Here is a 17,704-nt window from a genome sequence, read left to right as displayed (position 1 = left end):
TGACATTGGTTATTGCATTACCATTCATTTATTACTCCAGAGAGAGAATTTACCATTTAACAATGATAAAAGAAAACGCCCAACCAATTCGGTTAGGCGATATATCTTCAACTATTAGATTTTTGTAATAGCGATTGCTAATAAAAAGAACACTATAGCTAACACAATTGTTGCACGGTGAAGGATTAAATCCATACCACGTGCTTTTTGCTTTCCAAATAGTTGCTCAGCTCCACCCGAGATGGCACCTGATAAGCCTGCACTTTTACTAGATTGAAGTAATACCACAACGATTAACGCTAATGATACGATAACTAATGAAACTAATACTACTGTATGCATTCACTGCACCTCCCGAACTTTGAAACATCACAACAGACTACATTATAACAAAAAAAGGTTGTGATGACAAACTTCGCTTTATGTTTTGCTGGAAATTTTCCGCCTCATGCTTCCATCCTTGTCGACTTATGCTACTATTTGTGGATGTCACTCCCTATAAATTAAACTATAATGGCAAAAATGAATTTTTTTGGAGGGTGGGAAAATGAATAAAAAAATAGCAGCGCTGCTTGTGCTATGCTGCATGATTCCGTTTCTTACTGCATGCTCAAAGGCCATTGACCTACTTCTTGAGGAAGAGGATGTAACAACTACGACCTTAGCAGAAGAAACAGAGAATGATATGAAGAAGCCAGAAAGTAAAGCGTTATCTGCCTCTTTTTCACCTAATGATCTTTTTTCAACCTCATTATTTAAGGATGATCCTGCCTTACTACAATTCACTAAAAAAGTCGAAAAACAAGTAGCAAAGTTTGAACAGCACTTTGAAGTCCCTTATACCGGGAAGCTAAACTTCGAAGATTTTGAGGTGCAGCTGAATGACTTAAATAGCCTGCTTTCTTTCGTTGATCCCTATACAGCTGGTTATTTTCTTACTTATGAATGGACGGCTTGGGAAACCGAGGATGGCTATTTGGTAGAGTTGTCGATTGATTACTTAACAGATGCCAAAAAGGAGCAAAAGGTCGATCAATATGTAGAGGCTTTTGCTGAACAGTATATTACGACAGATATGACAGATTTTGAACGTGCTAAAATCATTAATGATACGGTCGTACAATTAGCCACTTATACAGAACAAGGCTCTACTGAGGGACAAACGGCTTTTGAGCTGATAGACGAGGAAACTGCGGTATGTCAAGCCTATGCTCTACTAGCTTATCGCCTACTATTAGCATCGGATGTAGAAGCTAAATACGTATATGGCTATAGTGAGGATCAGCTGCATGCTTGGAATTTAGTCAGTATCGATGGCAATTGGTATCATCTTGATACAACGTGGAATGACGTGGATTCAGCGGAGCCTTATGCGATTTCCTATGAATACTTTTTAGTCAGTGATGAAAAACTAAGCCAAGATCATTTATGGGTAAAAGAAAATTATTTTACTGCTACAAATAACAATTATGATTTTATGCATGATATGTGGTATGCCAATACTGTGGATGATGTGATTTATTATAATAGTATCAATGATAATATGGTCTATTCCTATAATTTAGAAACAAATGAAAACAATCAAATTACAGAAACGGCATGCTATTATTTAGCTACTTATGATGATTTCATTTATTGCAGTGACTATGACAATGCCGGTTATTTAACAAAAATTAATGTCCAGGACGGCTCCGAAGAAGTCTTATTTGAAGATGAAGTCCTCAACTTGTACATTGAAGAAGACATTTTATATTATGAAACAATTGATGGCGCACAACATCAGGAAAATTTGTAATGCCCCAAAAGAATCTGTGTGATTTTTACACAGATTCTTTCCTTCCCCAATATTTACATAATTACCATATTCCATTAACAAACCTTTAACGCTAGCTTTACACCATTCCTTTACACTTACAATTGAATTCACCTAAAGGAGGAAAATCATGAAATACGCAAAAAAATGGACTTCATTGTTCTTAGCAAGTGCAGTGACTTTATCCGCAGTTAGTATCCCACAGCAAGAGGTACATGCAGCCGAAGTAAAGAAACCGACGAATGTCATTATGCTTGTGATGGATGGTAGCAGTAATAATGCTGTCACCCTTTCCCGCTGGTATAAAGGTGAAAGCCTAGCAATGGATGAAATTTTATCGGGTGCTATGCGCACATATTCTGCTGAATCTGCCATTACCGATTCCGCTCCTGCTGCGACAGCATTAGCAACTGGGCATAAATCGAACGATAAATATATAGGTGTGCTGCCCTCTGTGATCAACTCCCCTGGATTAACGCAAATCGCTAAGGAAGATGCCTTCCGACCTGTAGCCAATGTGCTAGAAGGAGCTAAGCAGCAAGGTAAGGCCACTGGATTAATTTCTACTTCCGAAATTCAACATGCTACACCAGCTGGTTTTTCTGCCCATGTCAACAATAGAAGTCAATATGGTGATATAGCAGAGCAGCAGGTTTACCAAAATATTGATGTTGTCTTAGGTGGTGGACTGGAATCACTCTCACCAGGCACATCGAAAAACGCTCGTCAAGATGGCGAGGATTTAATCAAGGTTTTGAATGAAAAAAATTATGATCTCGTTAAAACGCGCGATGAGCTATTTAACAGTCAATCCTCAAAAATTTGGGGAAGCTTTGCGCCAAGTGCACTTGCTTATGATTTAGATCGTGCTAAAACAAGAGCATCTGAGCCTACACTTGCTGAAATGACAAATAAAGCAATCAATACGCTGAAAAAGGATGAGGATGGCTTCTTCCTCTTTGTAGAAGGTAGTAAGGTTGACTGGGCTGCACATGCCAACGATACTATTGGTATTATTAGCGATATTTTATCGTTTGATGATGCAGTGAAAGAAGCGGTTGATTTTGCGAAGGAAGATGGTAATACTTTAGTCATCGCAGTAACTGATCATGGAAATAGTGGCATTACGATGGGGAACGCTAACACTACTAGTACCTATTCCAGCATTCCAGTCTCTGCGTACATCGACCCGTTAAAAAAAGCTACAATGACCATTGAAGGAGCTTTAAGCCAACTAAAAGAAGATCGCTCGAATTTAGTTGAGGTCGCTGCTCTTTATGGCTTAGATTCATTAACGGAGGACGAGCTTAAAACATTACAGTCTGCTAAAGACTTAGGCAATGAAATGGTAAAAATGCTAGCCAATCGTGCAAACATTGGTTATACAACAGGTGGCCATACGGGTGAAGATGTATTCTTATATTCATTTGGTCCTTCTAAATTGACAGGATTAGTAGAAAACACTGATTTAGCCCATACAATGGCACGCTTTATGGGCTTTGACTTAAACACATTAACAAATGATTTATATGTGCCTGCAACGAAGGCATTTACGGAAAAAGGATTTACAACAAAAATTGACTTATCGAATAAAGAAAACCCAACATTTATTGCACAAAAAGCAGATGTTACAGTGAAAATTCCAGTCAATAAAAACACGATGATCTATGAACAAACTTCAACAAACACGGCAAAGACTCATACTTTTGATACAATCAATGTCTACAATGGCTCTGAATTTTATGTATCTAAAAAAGTTATTAATGAAGTGAAATAAAAATAATAGCGCGAACATAAGTTGAGATTATTCCCTTATGTTCGTGCTTTTTTTACATAAGTAAACCAGCCAATAATTTGTAAACTCTACGTATCCCCCCCAAAACCTTAAATTTACCTTAAATTAATCTTATGATTTACTGAATTCATCTTAATTCAGCAACATTTTTCTCCACATTCCGTCAAATCAGTGTTAAAAACATAAGGTAAGGATTTTTAACTAGTAAATTACTATTTTTTGAAAGTTTAATCCTATACTTTTTTTCATTGGAGGTGGACAAATGCAATCCATCAAAAATAATGAGTATCTACGCTTTATTGGCTTCACGTTGTTTTATTTGATTGTTTTGGTACTGTTGTTTCTTATACATGGCTTCCATGATATGAACGCTGGACCATTTATATATACGGAATTTTAAATAAAGGAGATTAAAATATGTTAAGTATTTTGGCAGCTATTGAACGTGTGGCCCTCCAGCAGCCACAAAAAACTGCTTATCAGACTCACAATGCCTCCTTAACTTATAGTGAGCTTTGGCATTTATCGGAACGTCTTGCCGATTATTTAATGAAGCTTAAGTTGCGGAGACAACAGCCTATTGTCATTTATGGACATATGTCCCCCTTACAAATTGTTGCGTTTATCGGAGCTGTAAAAGCTGGCCATCCATATGTGCCTGTTGATTTGTCAACACCATCAGAAAGATTACAGCTCATTACAGAAGCTTCTGGAGCAGGTTTAGTATTGACAACAGAGCTATTACAGATGCCGTTGAACCTGCCAGTTATGGCAGTGCATGATATTCTGGATGCCTCCTCAAAGGACGTGATCCTATCATCCGCAACATGGGTTCGAGATGAGGATATCCATTATATTATTTACACTTCTGGTTCAACAGGTCAACCAAAAGGGGTACAAATAACAGCTAGTAATCTAACACACTTTGTTAGGTGGATGCAGGAACACTTCCCTTTACAGCAAGACGGCGTATTTTTAAATCAAGCACCTTATTCCTTTGATTTATCTGTTATGGATCTCTACCCAGCTCTTGTTGGTGGACACACGCTTTATGCGATTACACAGCAAGAAATTGCTAATCCAAAAGCATTGTTTGATTCATTAGCGATGTCAAATACTCGTGTATGGACTTCTACTCCTTCCTTTGCCAAGATGTGTTTGATGAACAAAGAATGGAATCAAAAACTCATGCCTGCATTGGATACTTTTTTATTTTGCGGAGAGGTTTTACCGATAGCGGTATGTAACGAGTTGATGCTCCGCTTTCCACAGGCAACAATTTATAATTTATATGGTCCTACAGAAACAACCGTGGCTGTATCCTATGTAAAGGTGACGAAAGAGCTAGTAGCACGCTTCGAACAATTACCGATTGCCCCTATAACGGAGCCAAACGTTTCTGTAGCAGAAGATGGAGAAATTATTATTTCGGGGCCAACCGTTAGCGCAGGGTATTTGGGAGCGCCTGAATTAACAGCGAAGGCTTTCCCGATCGTGGATGGCGATCGCATCTATCAAACGGGTGATATAGGTTATGAGCAGGATGGTTATTTGTTCTTTTCAGGTCGTAAGGATTTCCAAGTGAAATTACATGGCTATCGTTTAGAGATTGAAGAGATTGAAAAACAAATCAATAACCTGCCACCTGTTTCAAGTTGTGTTGTTGTACCTGTTTATAAAGAGAAGGAAATCATTTCTCTTAGTGCCCATATTGTTTTACATGAGCCATTAACAGGAGCAGCCTTCAAAACGACAAAGCAATTGAAGGCACTTTTATCGGCGTACTTACCTGCCTATATGATACCGAAAACGTTTAAATATATGGACGCTTTACCACTAAATCCAAATGGTAAGATAGATCGTAAAGGATTGGCGGTTATGGAGACAGTATGACGCCTTATGGAAATATAGCATTTTTTGTGATCATCGGACTTTTATTACTACCTACTATCCTCCTAGGGTTACGAGGCAAATCTTCGAAACGTTATAATCTTTTTGTTTCGGTCATTGTCTTAGCATTAATCTTCGGACATTCAATGAATGGGACCATCTCGCTCGTATTATTTACTGTCTTTCAGGTAGTACTTATTGTGGCTTATCAGCGTTACCGACTTCAGCAAAATAGCGGAACCATTTTTATAATAGCAGTGCTTTTATCCATATTACCCCTGATTCTTGTGAAGGTTTTGCCGATTCTCGGGTTACATCATGTATTTGGCTTCCTAGGTGTATCCTACATTACGTTTAAAGCGGTGCAAATGATTTTAGAAACTCGTGATGGCTTGATGAAAGAGAAAATTTCGGTAGTAGAGCTAGTCTATTTCTTATTATTCTTTCCTACCGTATCATCGGGACCTATTGATCGTTGGCGTCGTTTTACAAAGGATTTTCATACCGTACCTTCCTCGGAGGATTACCAAAAGCTGCTATTGAGTGGCATTAACTATATTTTTGTCGGCTTTTTATATAAGTTTATTTTGGCTTATTTAATTTACAACTACACGCTTATTTATTTGCCTAACCATACGTATAACTATTTGACACCCTTTCAGGGACAGCTAGCGTATATGTATATGTATAGCTTTTACTTATTCTTTGATTTCGCTGGCTACAGTGCATTTGCTGTTGGTGTGAGCCGGATAATGGGTATCCAAACACCGATTAACTTTAATCGCCCTTTCGCCAGCCGCAATATTAAAGATTTTTGGAATCGTTGGCATATGAGCCTTTCCTTCTGGTTTAGGGATTATGTCTATATGCGCTTTGTCCTTTGGATGACAAAGAAAAAATGGCTAAAAAATAAATTTGCTATTTCGTATATAGGCTTCTTTTTACTATTCTTTTTAATGGGTATTTGGCATGGTCTGGAATGGCACTTTGTGGTCTATGGACTCTATCATGCCCTATTGATTATCAGCTTTGATAAATTTGAACGCTGGAATAAAAAGCATAAGCGTTGGCCAAAAAATAAATGGACGCATGCTATTGGCGTAATCATTACGTTTCATGCTGTATGCTTCGGCTTTTATATTTTTTCTGGCACATTATTTTAAACAAAGGGCTATAAGAGCCTGTTCACTAAAGGAGAATTATTAATGGATCAACAACAAGTTTTAGAAATGCTAGTCGAGTTATGTGAAGATGAAATTATTGTAGAAAATCCAGATATTGATTTATTTGAAGAAGGTTTACTAGATTCGTTTGGGACAATTAATTTATTAGTTGAAATTGAAAACCGTTTTAATATTTCTGTCCCTATTACTGATTTCAATCGTGAAGAATGGAATACGCCTAATCGAATAGCAGGGAAATTAGCTGAAAGACAATGATCAAAAAAGGCTTTCTTTCTTTATTTATTGCATTTGCTCTTTTTACTGGCTTTGTCTTTTTTCCTAATGCTTGGATTAAAGCATGGATATCCAATGAGGATGTGGAGCAAGCCAAAACGAACATGTCTCCACTTGTATTTCAGGGCACATATTTACAGGAGCGAATGTTGCAGGAGCCTAATTCCATGCCACTTTATGGCTCCTCGGAATTAAACCGTTTTGATCCGTTCCATCCATACAATTATACGCGAGCAACTGATGCTCCGTATTCGACATTTATGATTGGGCGTGGAGGCATGCAGTCCATTACTCACTTCTTGAATTTCGCAGCACAAGAAAAGAATTTAAAGGATAAAAAAGTGGTCTTTATCATCTCCCCTCAGTGGTTTACAGAGAAGGGCATGGGTGAATTTCACTTTTCACCGAATTATTCCATGTTACATGCTTATGATTTAGCCTTTAATCAGGAGATGGATGCCAACCTTCGTAAAAGAGCAATGGAGCGCCTACTTGAATTTGATACTGTCAAACGAGATCGCCTCTTAAAGACCATGTACCAATATCAAATGTCTAACGGCAAGGAAAAACCAATTACTGGACGTATGGCCATGGTCGCGGGGCGTTTCCACAAGGAGTTACTAGAAAAGAAGGATTTATATTATTCCATTTTCCCACGTAAAGGTCATGCATTAAAAAGTAATGACAAGCTGATTGCCAATCAAAGCTTTAAGCAACAATTGCAGCATGCAGAGGCATATGGGGAGAAGCGTGTATCCAACGACTATATGATTGAAGATCGCGCCTATCAGCGACTTGTAAATGCTAAATTTTCAAAGTTTAAAGATATACGAAAAAAAGAGGATTATACAAACTCTCCTGAATATGAGGATTTCCAACTAGTTATCGATGTTTTAAAGGATGCAGGTGCCAAACCACTATTCGTCTCCATTCCAGTTAATGGCTATTGGTATGATTATAATGGCTATCCTGAGGAACGTCGTCAAAAGTATTACGATAAAATGGAGCAAGTATTAAAGGATGCAAAGGTTGCCTATGTTGATTTTTCAGATCATGAATATGATCCTTACTTTATTATGGATACGATTCATATTGCCTGGAAGGGCTGGGTCTATCTCGATCAAGAACTAGATCAGCATTGGTCACAGCCATAACAATAGTCAGGACAGTCTAATATTAGTAGACTGTCTTTTCTTATTATCGTAAGAGACCTTTTATGTAAAGCGCCATTTGCTCACTTATCTCATTTAGGTTTTTCAATAGCTTCACTAAATTGTTGAACCTGCTCTGCCTGATCATTAGAGGCTGCTCCAATTTGCTCCATGCTTTCCATAAGTGCTTGAATATTACTCGTGATCGTTTTAAGGGAGGTTTCAATTTGTTCTGTTGCTGTAGCTGTCTCACTAAAAAGCTTCCTTACCTCTTGCGCTACGATGTTGAAACCTGCACCGTATTGGCCTGCTCATGCCGCTTCACGTTAATCTTTTTTATATGTTAAAATGCCTCAAAGTTTGAATTAACTTTGAGGCATTTTTTGAAATTCGCCTATTTATCTTTCCCAAAATGGTATTCAATATAAGTCATATTCTAAATTGTGTTGAATATAAGCTTGCTCTTCAGATGGAGTTAATAGACGAATTGCTTTCCCTGAAGCTTCTTCATCGCCACCTTGCATTTCCCATATGGAATTGTGGTCGTCAACTGCATTTGAAAAATCACCCTTCGACCATCTTTCCAATATTGAAATGTAAAGCTCTTTATATTTATAATTGCTTTCTTTGGCTATAGCTAACAATCGGTCAACCTTTTCTTGTGTTATTTGCTCGTGACCCCATTTTATTTCCGCTTCAACCTTCTGATGAGACATACTATGAATGGTTTCGTTCATTTTGTGTTCTATTAGGTCATCTGGATATAATTCATTTTCTTTTTTTAGAACAGTTCCATCCTTAGAAGTTACTTCAACATATCCAGCGATTGTTTTTTCTTCCTCGGGAGTAGATTTATTCATATGCTCAGTGAATTTGATGTAACTAAATGCTCCACCGAAAATAATTAATATTACAATGATACTAATAACCGATTTGGTTTTTCTCTTCATGTTATTACCCCTCAGTAATTTTTTATCATTATGTAAATATGGTTGGTATTAGTTAATTAGGTTAAATAATAACAGAATGTTGTAATAGGTTTCAATGAATAGATACTTAATGTCCACTGCTTTCGGTTGTTCTAATTGAATAAGTTTAATCTGTAATTAGATTAGCAAATAAAAAAACCCCCAATCTACAAGTGTTTATCACACTTATAAATCAGAGGTTGAAGCAATACATAAGCCTAAATGTACAACATGGTTCAAATATAAAAGCTGTGTATTACTAAATTCAAAGTATTTTCTCTTCAATCAAATACTTATTTTAAGTTATAGAATGAATTTAAACCAAGATACTCTGCTGTTGAACCAAGTTGATCTTCGATGCGAAGAAGTTGGTTGTATTTAGCTACACGGTCTGTACGTGATGGAGCACCTGTTTTAATTTGACCAGCATTTGTTGCAACAGCGATATCAGCAATTGTCGCATCTTCTGATTCACCAGAACGGTGAGAAATAACCGCTGTGTAACCTGCACGTTTCGCCATTTCGATCGCTTCAAATGTTTCAGTTAACGTACCGATTTGGTTTACTTTGATAAGGATGGCATTTCCTACGCCTTGTTCAATACCTGCTGATAATTTTTTCGTATTTGTTACAAATAGGTCATCACCTACTAATTGTACGCGATTGCCTATACGGTCTGTTAATAGCTTGTGTCCAGCCCAGTCGTTTTCGTCTAAGCCATCTTCAATTGAAATGATTGGGTATTTATTTGTTAACTCTTCGTACCAATCCACCATTTCCTCAGAAGTTTTGACAACACCTTCACCATCTAAGTGGTATTTGCCATCTTCTTTATTGAATAGTTCAGAGGATGCTACGTCCATTGCAAGTTTCACTTCGTCACCTGGTTTGTAGCCTGCTTTTTCAATCGCTTCTAAGATCACTGTAATTGCTTCTTCGTTAGAGCCTAGGTTTGGTGCGAAACCACCTTCATCACCTACTGCTGTGTTGTAGCCTTTTGCTTTTAGAACAGCTTTTAGGCTATGGAAAATCTCAGCGCCAATACGTAATGCATGACGGAATGATTCTGCACCAACAGGCATAACCATGAATTCCTGAATGTCTACATTGTTATCTGCGTGAGCACCACCGTTTAGGATGTTCATCATTGGTACTGGTAATTGCTTAGAATTGAACCCACCAAGATATTGATAAAGAGGTACATCTAAATAATCTGCCGCAGCATGTGCAACTGCCATGGATACACCTAGAATTGCGTTGGCACCAAGCTTGCCTTTGTTTTCTGTGCCATCTAGCTCGATTAAAGCTTTGTCGATGACTACTTGATCAAGAACAGAATAGTTACCTTCTAATTCTTCCGCAATAATTGTGTTTACATTTTCAACTGCTTTTAATACACCTTTGCCTAGGTAACGAGATTTGTCACCATCGCGTAATTCTACCGCTTCGTATTCACCTGTTGATGCACCTGATGGTACGATTGCGCGGCCAAATGCGCCTGATTCTGTAAATACTTCAACCTCTACTGTTGGGTTCCCACGTGAGTCTAAAACTTCGCGCGCATAAACTTGTGTAATAAATGGCATAATTAATTCTCCTCTTTTTCAATTAATGATTGTCCTGTCATTTCAGTAGGCTGTGACACCTCTAATAATTCTAACATGGTTGGCGCTAAATCGGCTAAAATACCACCATTTCTTAACATTATATTTGGTTTTGTCACAATTACTGGAACAGGATTTGTTGTATGAGCTGTCATTGGCTCACCTGCTAAAGTTAACACTTCATCAGAGTTGCCATGGTCAGCTGTAATAATAGCTGCGCCACCTTTTGCAAGGAGTGCGTCTACTACTTTTCCTAAGCATTCATCTACTGCTTCAATGGCTTTAATTGTTGGCTCCAGCATTCCACTATGACCAACCATATCAGGGTTGGCAAAGTTAAGAATAATGCCATCAAATTTTTCAGCCGCAATTTCTGCAAGTAAGGCTTCTGTCACCTCATAGGCAGACATTTCAGGTTTTAAATCGTATGTCGCCACCTTTGGAGAAGCAATTAAAATACGTTCCTCACCAGGGAATTTTTCCTCACGTCCACCACTCATAAAGAATGTAACATGTGGATATTTTTCAGTTTCCGCAATCCGCAACTGTGTTTTCCCATTCGTCGCTAATACTTCACCAATTGTATTTTTCAAGTTGTCATTTTCATAAGCAACCTGAGCGTTGACTTCATCACTATAGTGTGTGAAGGACACAAATTTTAAATTCTTTGGATGATTTGCAGATATAGCAAAGCCATCGAATGCTCCATTTGTAAAAACTGTTGACAGCTGAATGGCACGATCGGGACGGAAGTTAAAGAAAATCACTGCATCATGATCGCCAATTGTTGCTACTGGCTCACCATGCTCTTGAATGCTAAATGGGATGACAAATTCATCTGTTACCTCACGCTCATAGGATGCTGCTACACCACTTTTAGCACTTTCTGCTGTTTGACCGACGCCATCCACCAGTACATTGTAAGTCAGTGCCACACGATCCCAACGTTTATCGCGATCCATTGCATAGTAACGTCCATGAATAGAAGCAAATTGCCCTATGCCTATTTCAGCCATTTGCTTTTCCGTTTCTTCGATATAGTCTAATGCTGTTGTTGGACCAACATCACGACCATCTAAGAAGCCATGTACATAAACTTCCTCTAATCCCTGCTGTTTAGCTAGCTTTAATAGTGCAAACATATGCTCATAATGACTATGAACACCACCGTCTGATAATAAGCCCATAACATGTAGCTTTGACTGATGAGCTTTCACATGTGCTACTGCATCTAAAAAGGCTTGATTCGTGAAGAAATCTCCATCACGAATAGATTTATTTAAGCGTGTTAAGCTTTGATAGACGATACGTCCTGCACCGATATTTAAGTGCCCCACCTCAGAATTCCCCATCTGTCCTTCAGGTAATCCAACGGCTTCTCCCGCTGCTGTTAATGTCGCATGAGGAAATTGATGCCAATATCGATCAAAATTTGGTTTATTCGCCTGTGCTACTGCATTCCCGAATGTTTCATCTCGAAATGCAAAGCCATCTAAAATAATTAATGCTACTGGCTTTTTAGGCATTTGCTGCCGCCTCCAATAATGTTAAATAAGATTCTGGTTGTAAGCTTGCTCCACCAACTAAAGCACCATCAATATGTTCTTTGGATAAAAGCTCCTGTATGTTATCAGGCTTAACACTGCCACCATATTGAATGCGCACAGCATTCGCAGTTTCAGCATTATATAGCTCTTCTACTACTGCTCGAATCGCTCCGCATACTTGATTTGCATCGTCTGCCGTAGCCGTTTTACCGGTACCAATCGCCCAAATCGGTTCATACGCAATGACCATATGCTCAACTTGCTGTGCTTCAAACCCAGCAAGTGCCGCTTTAATTTGACCAGCCACTTTTTGCTCTGTTGTGCCTGCTTCACGTTCTTCTAGTGTTTCGCCACAGCAAATAATAGGTACGATAGTATGTGCAAGTGCTGCTGCTACCTTCTTATTAATCGCTTCATCTGTTTCATTGTAGTATTCGCGACGTTCAGAGTGTCCTAAAATGACATAGTCAACATCCACACTTGCTAGCTGTGCTGGACTAATTTCACCCGTAAAAGCACCTTCATTTTCATAGTGCATAGTTTGTGCACCAATTGCCAGCTCTGACTCACTAGCAACTTGCACAAGTGTAGGTAGGTAAAGAGCTGGTGCGCAAATAACAGCATCTACTTTGTCATTGGAAGGAAGTTTTTCTTGTACAGCATCTACAAACTGAATAGCCTCTTCAAATGTTTTAAACATTTTCCAGTTACCTGCAATAATTGGTTTACGCATCATTTTGCCTCCGATTAGCTTATTTATCGTTTAGTGCTACAATCCCTGGAAGCTCTTTGCCTTCCATTAATTCTAAGGAAGCACCACCACCTGTAGAAATGTGATTCATCTTATCTGCTACTTCAAATTTTTCAACTGCTGCAGCTGAATCACCGCCACCGATTACTGTGTAGCCAGCTGTTGTTGCCATTGCATCAGCAACTGTTTTTGTGCCGTTTGCAAATTTGTCCATTTCAAAGACACCCATTGGTCCATTCCAAATGATTAATTTAGAGTTTTTGATAACTTCTGCATAGTTTGCAGCCGTTTTAGGTCCAATATCTAGACCCATCCAATCAGCTGGAATAGCATCTACATCAACGATTTGTGTTTCAGCATCCTGTGAAAATTCATTTGCCACAACAGCATCGACTGGCATATGTAATTGCACACCTTTTGCTTTTGCCTTCTCAATAAAGGACTTTGCTAGCTCAATTTTATCTTCCTCTAGCAATGATTTACCGATATCGTGGCCTTGTGCCTTAATAAATGTAAAGGATAAACCACCACCGATAATTAAGTGATCTACTTTTTCTAATAAGCTTTCAATAACACCAATTTTATCTTTTACTTTGGCACCACCAATAATGGCTGTAAACGGATGCTCAGGGTTAGACAATGCCTTACCTAGTACATCTAATTCCTTTTGCATTAAGAATCCAGATACAGCTGGAATATGCTTAGCAATTCCTTCTGTAGAAGCATGGGCTCGGTGGGCTGCACCAAAAGCATCATTAACATAAATATCTGCTAGCTGAGCAAATTGCTGTGCTAATGTAGGATCATTTTTTTCTTCACCAGCATGGAAGCGTACATTTTCAAGCAGTAGAATATCTCCATTTTGCATGTTTGCAACGGCTTCTTCCACCGCTTGCCCAATGGATTCATCAAGCTTCGTAACAGGCTTGCCCATTAATTCCGCTAAGCGAATGCCAACAGCCGTTAAACGCATATCCTCTTTCACTTCACCTTTTGGACGACCTAAGTGAGAAGCTAGAATAACTTTAGCACCCTGCTCTACTAAATACTCAATTGTAGGAATAGCTGCACGAATACGCGTCTCATCTGTAATAGCACCGTCTGCCATTGGTACATTAAAATCTACACGTACAAAAACGCGTTGACCCTTAACATCAATATCTTTCATTGTTTTCTTATTTAACATGAAGAAACTCCCTTCAAAGTTTGTTTTAGTCTTACACTTTTGTGTTTTACCCATCTTGGCTCTACACCATGCTTACTAAATTCAATAGTCATTTTGGTACTTTTTCGCGTCACTATCTCGTGTAAGGATGATTCTCCAACTTTTGATAATGAACCCTAATACTTGTTTTTATAGTAGCAAAAGTTAACTGTTATGTCTTGCAATCAACATGTATCAATTACGCCTCAGTGTATTTATTTTTTCCGAACTTGTTCCTCTTCAAAATCTGTGACATTCGCTGAGGCTTTTACCTTAATTCAGTCGGTGATTTTACATCAATGAATCAAGAGAGTAATTTGTGTTTTCATCTCACCACCTATAGAGGTGGGTTTTTCTGCTGAATCTAGAAAAAAAGGAGTAAGGGTTATCCCTTACTCCCAATACCCTTGTATATTATATCTATTCGATATTATAAAGGCTATACTTTTTGTACATAAAAAGCAGTAATATGTCACACTTTTTACTCAAAATGTCGAAATATGATACTTATTTATGGTTTAAACCTTGTTCAGCAATGTATAAAGCTAGGTCCATTAAGCGAGTAGAATAACCAATTTCGTTATCATACCAAGCTAAAACTTTCACCATTTTGTTTTCTAACACCATTGTTGAAAGGCCATCTACCGTAGAAGAATAATGGTTACCGTTATAATCAATTGATACTAATGGTAGCTCATTGTAATCTAAAATGCCTTTTAATTCATTTTCAGAAGCTTCTTTTAATGCTGCATTAATTGTTTCTTTCGATACATCTGCTTTTAGCTCTACAACTAAGTCAACACATGATACGTTAGGCGTTGGCACACGCATAGAGAAACCATCTAGCTTACCTTTTAATTGTGGTAATACTTTTGATACAGCTACCGCTGCACCTGTTGTTGTTGGAATCATAGACACTGCTCCGGCACGTGCACGACGAGGGTCAGAGTGAGGGAAGTCTAGAATTCGTTGGTCATTTGTATAAGAGTGAATTGTTGTCATCATACCACGTTCAATGCCAAATTTCTCATCAAGCACTTTAGCTACTGGTGCTAGACAGTTAGTTGTACAAGAAGCATTGGAGATTACATCATCAGTTGCTGGGTTATAATCCTCATGGTTTACACCCATAACAAATGTAGGCATTGCGCCTTTTGCTGGTGCCGATAGAATCGCTTTTTTCGCCCCTGCTTCAATATGCTTGCCTACTTCTTCCATTGAACGGAATCGACCAGTACATTCAAGCACTACATCTACTCCTAATTCGCCCCATGGTAATTGGGCAGGATCTTTTTCAGCATATACTTTTACACGTTGACCATTTACTACGAAAGAATCTTCATCTGCATTGACTTCAGCATCATAGATACCGTGTACTGAATCATATTTCAATAAGTGCGCAAGCTGACCAGCATCTGTTAAGTCGTTTACGGCTACTACTTCAAATTCATCATGCTTCATTGCCTCACGAAATACTAAACGTCCAATACGTCCAAATCCATTAATCGCTAATTTTAATGCCATTGTTAATTCCTCCAATAATGTGTGATGTCTGTCTCTATGAATAGAGACATCAAAATTTACTTTATGCTCATTCAAAAAATGCTTTAGCACTTTCTGAGATCGAGTGACATGTTTACAACTTTGCCATCATTCAAGATGCTTATTTTCTATAGAAGATATTTTAGCAGCAATTGCTTTGGCCGCTGCTTCATCTGTTACAAATATGGTTTGCTTAGGTGCTACTTTGAAATAAGAAAGCATTGCATTGACCTTCTGTTTTCCTGCTGCAACTGCAATGACCTGCTCACTGTTTTGTACCTGCTCAAGCTGGATACCAATTGTGCGTATACGATGTACTATTTCTCCATCGGCATTGAAATAATAACCGAAAGCCTCACTCACAGCGCCTTTTTCCTCAAGAATTCGCAAATCCTCAGGAGATGAGTTACGACGAATCGCCATTTCCTCTGCAGAGCCAATCCCATGAATGACGCAATCTGCTTGATCATAGAAGGCCATCATTTCTGTTACCATCGGCTCTGTTAGCATCGCTTGATAAGCTTGCTCACTTAAATGCTCTGGTAAAAATAAAGTACGGTATTGTGTTTCCATTTGCATGGCAAATGTTGCAACAAGTGTATTGGCCTGCATTTGCATTTCATGTCCAATCCCCCCGCGTGCAGCTACAAAAGTGATATCCTTTTGTCCGTCTAAAGGATGTAAAAACTGCGCAAGTGAGGCAACAGATTTTCCACCAGTGACAGCTACAACTTGCTCATCAAAAGCAGCCGACATAAATTGCAATGCTGCTTCTTTGCCTAGCATGCTTAGGATTGTATGATCCTCATTGTAATCACCAGGAACTACGACTACACGTTGAATGCCAAAGTGGCTTTCAAGCACTTTTGCAAGCTGGGTTAAACCAGACCATTCATAAACGATAGCTCTTAATTTTTCAATGACTATTTCACCATCATCTGTACATACCATACCCGACTTTTGCGCATCTAATAACCCTTGTTCACGTAAAATATCAGTTTCTTTGCGGATTTCTCTTTCTGTCATTTTCAGTGAATCAGCTAGTGTACGTCGCCCGATTGGTTGCATAAGTTGAACGGCTTGCAATATTCGATATCTTGCTTGCAGAAGCGGATACATTTCAGGAAGTAGCCTTTGCTGTGCCTCTGGAACAGTTAACATATCTATCTACTCCCCTAATTAATAGTGGTGGGTTTATTTTTAACCCACTTAATTATTTTGTGTCCCACTTATGCTTTTATTATAATATGCATTGTTTTAAAGTGCAAGTAGTTGTATTGTTCTGGATAAAAAAAAGCCTCATAGCTCTAAAAACAGCTACAAGACTTTGTTGAACTTATTTAGTGAAAGATAAAATCGCATTCTTTTTAAAACCTTCTAAAGCTTTTGTTGCTTCAGTTTTATTTGTAAATTCAAAAATACGAACGTCCTTTTTCTCAAATACTGTAATAACCCACATTGTAAAATCTCCCTTCACATCATTCATTTTTGTAATATAACAACCACTAAAATTTGTGATACATTTGCTAAACTGTTTTATAACAACTTCTTACTTGATACCTATTCTACTCCGATTTTTAGGAAAACAAAGTCTAATGTGAAGGTCTTCACAAACTGTTCAAATTCAAACCGCTTTCATTGAACAATTTGTGAATTGTGAGAATGACAGCTAATAATAAAGTCATTTATACCGTTAATAATTCTTTATACTTTCAGTAGATTAACTGCCTAATCGCTCCATTAACGTGGCATAATCTAAATGACCATACTGAATGACGACACCCTCTTTTTCAACTACCGGAATCATTAGCATATATTTTTCATGTATACGATCATCCTGCTCTATATCAATTATTTCAATATCAAATAGAACATCTTCCTGAACAAGCTTTAATGTCTGTAGCCCTTCTACACATAAAGGACAATTCGCCCTACTAAAAAATTTAATTTTCATAGATAGCACCTCCTCCTTTATTATAAAC

Annotated in this window: 17 protein-coding genes; 7 read left to right on the top strand and 10 right to left on the bottom strand. The window is 38.1% G+C overall.

The features are described 5' to 3' along the window. Nucleotides 1-114: 114 nt before the first annotated feature. Nucleotides 115-342: a preprotein translocase subunit SecG gene (gene secG, locus BFM98_RS08505; RefSeq protein WP_004228101.1), complete on the bottom strand. Its 228-nt coding sequence runs from the start codon at nt 340-342 to the stop codon at nt 115-117. 205 nt (nt 343-547) lie between these two features. On the opposite strand from secG, the gene BFM98_RS08500 reads away from it, so the two are divergent. The 7 genes from BFM98_RS08500 (at nt 548) to dltD (ending at nt 8,109) form a co-directional block, all read left to right on the top strand. Further along, entirely contained in the window at nt 548-1,795 is a 1,248-nt protein-coding gene (locus BFM98_RS08500) for a transglutaminase domain-containing protein (RefSeq protein WP_066037099.1), read from the top strand. A gap of 148 nt (nt 1,796-1,943) precedes the next feature. Beyond that, nucleotides 1,944-3,590, top strand: coding sequence for an alkaline phosphatase (locus tag BFM98_RS08495; RefSeq protein ID WP_066037098.1), 1,647 nt, complete (start codon nt 1,944-1,946; stop codon nt 3,588-3,590). A 280-nt stretch (nt 3,591-3,870) separates the two neighbouring features. Then, complete coding sequence (locus BFM98_RS08490; protein ID WP_004228095.1) at nt 3,871-4,008, top strand: teichoic acid D-Ala incorporation-associated protein DltX; 138 nt, start codon at nt 3,871-3,873, stop codon at nt 4,006-4,008. A 17-nt stretch (nt 4,009-4,025) separates the two neighbouring features. After that, nucleotides 4,026-5,501: a D-alanine--poly(phosphoribitol) ligase subunit DltA gene (gene dltA / locus BFM98_RS08485; protein ID WP_066037097.1), complete on the top strand. Its 1,476-nt coding sequence runs from the start codon at nt 4,026-4,028 to the stop codon at nt 5,499-5,501. Further along, nucleotides 5,498-6,661 carry a D-alanyl-lipoteichoic acid biosynthesis protein DltB gene (gene dltB / locus BFM98_RS08480; protein WP_036078787.1) on the top strand — a complete coding sequence of 388 codons (1,164 nt, stop codon included), beginning with the start codon at nt 5,498-5,500 and terminating at the stop codon, nt 6,659-6,661. Before dltA ends, dltB begins: the two co-directional genes overlap by 4 nt. 42 nt (nt 6,662-6,703) lie before the next feature. After that, nucleotides 6,704-6,937, top strand: a complete 234-nt coding sequence (gene dltC / locus BFM98_RS08475; RefSeq protein ID WP_016994756.1) for a D-alanine--poly(phosphoribitol) ligase subunit 2 — start codon at nt 6,704-6,706, stop codon at nt 6,935-6,937. Continuing rightward, nucleotides 6,934-8,109, top strand: coding sequence for a D-alanyl-lipoteichoic acid biosynthesis protein DltD (dltD, locus tag BFM98_RS08470; protein WP_066037096.1), 1,176 nt, complete (start codon nt 6,934-6,936; stop codon nt 8,107-8,109). Before dltC ends, dltD begins: the two co-directional genes overlap by 4 nt. A 416-nt stretch (nt 8,110-8,525) precedes the next feature. Here the strand turns inward: dltD and BFM98_RS08460 are convergent, their stop codons facing one another. The 9 genes from BFM98_RS08460 to BFM98_RS08425 form a co-directional block, all read right to left on the bottom strand. Beyond that, on the bottom strand, nt 8,526-9,056 hold the full coding sequence (locus tag BFM98_RS08460) for a DUF6241 domain-containing protein (RefSeq protein ID WP_066037095.1): 531 nt from the start codon (nt 9,054-9,056) through the stop codon (nt 8,526-8,528). Between the two features lie 311 nt (nt 9,057-9,367). Then, nucleotides 9,368-10,660, bottom strand: a complete 1,293-nt coding sequence (gene eno / locus BFM98_RS08455; protein WP_048390885.1) for a phosphopyruvate hydratase — start codon at nt 10,658-10,660, stop codon at nt 9,368-9,370. A gap of 2 nt (nt 10,661-10,662) precedes the next feature. Continuing rightward, complete coding sequence (gene gpmI / locus BFM98_RS08450) at nt 10,663-12,204, bottom strand: 2,3-bisphosphoglycerate-independent phosphoglycerate mutase (protein ID WP_066037094.1); 1,542 nt, start codon at nt 12,202-12,204, stop codon at nt 10,663-10,665. Then, nucleotides 12,197-12,958, bottom strand: a complete 762-nt coding sequence (tpiA, locus tag BFM98_RS08445) for a triose-phosphate isomerase (protein WP_048390882.1) — start codon at nt 12,956-12,958, stop codon at nt 12,197-12,199. The genes gpmI and tpiA overlap by 8 nt, the downstream gene beginning before the upstream one ends. Before the next feature lie 19 nt (nt 12,959-12,977). After that, nucleotides 12,978-14,162: a phosphoglycerate kinase gene (locus BFM98_RS08440; protein WP_066037093.1), complete on the bottom strand. Its 1,185-nt coding sequence runs from the start codon at nt 14,160-14,162 to the stop codon at nt 12,978-12,980. A 525-nt stretch (nt 14,163-14,687) separates the two neighbouring features. Then, on the bottom strand, nt 14,688-15,704 hold the full coding sequence (gap, locus tag BFM98_RS08435; RefSeq protein WP_004228061.1) for a type I glyceraldehyde-3-phosphate dehydrogenase: 1,017 nt from the start codon (nt 15,702-15,704) through the stop codon (nt 14,688-14,690). A 126-nt stretch (nt 15,705-15,830) separates the two neighbouring features. After that, on the bottom strand, nt 15,831-16,883 hold the full coding sequence (locus BFM98_RS08430) for a sugar-binding transcriptional regulator (protein WP_054549559.1): 1,053 nt from the start codon (nt 16,881-16,883) through the stop codon (nt 15,831-15,833). Between the two features lie 175 nt (nt 16,884-17,058). Further along, entirely contained in the window at nt 17,059-17,181 is a 123-nt protein-coding gene (locus tag BFM98_RS24410; protein WP_004228055.1) for a hypothetical protein, read from the bottom strand. A gap of 261 nt (nt 17,182-17,442) precedes the next feature. Beyond that, nucleotides 17,443-17,676: a glutaredoxin family protein gene (locus BFM98_RS08425; RefSeq protein WP_054549560.1), complete on the bottom strand. Its 234-nt coding sequence runs from the start codon at nt 17,674-17,676 to the stop codon at nt 17,443-17,445. Between the last annotated feature and the right edge of the window lie 28 nt (nt 17,677-17,704).

Origin of the sequence: Lysinibacillus sp. AR18-8 (assembly GCF_001705465.1) — a bacterium.
Lineage (GTDB): Bacteria > Bacillota > Bacilli > Bacillales_A > Planococcaceae > Lysinibacillus > Lysinibacillus capsici.
Note: the sequence above shows the minus strand (reverse complement) of the source record. Positions and strands in the feature narration are given on the sequence as shown.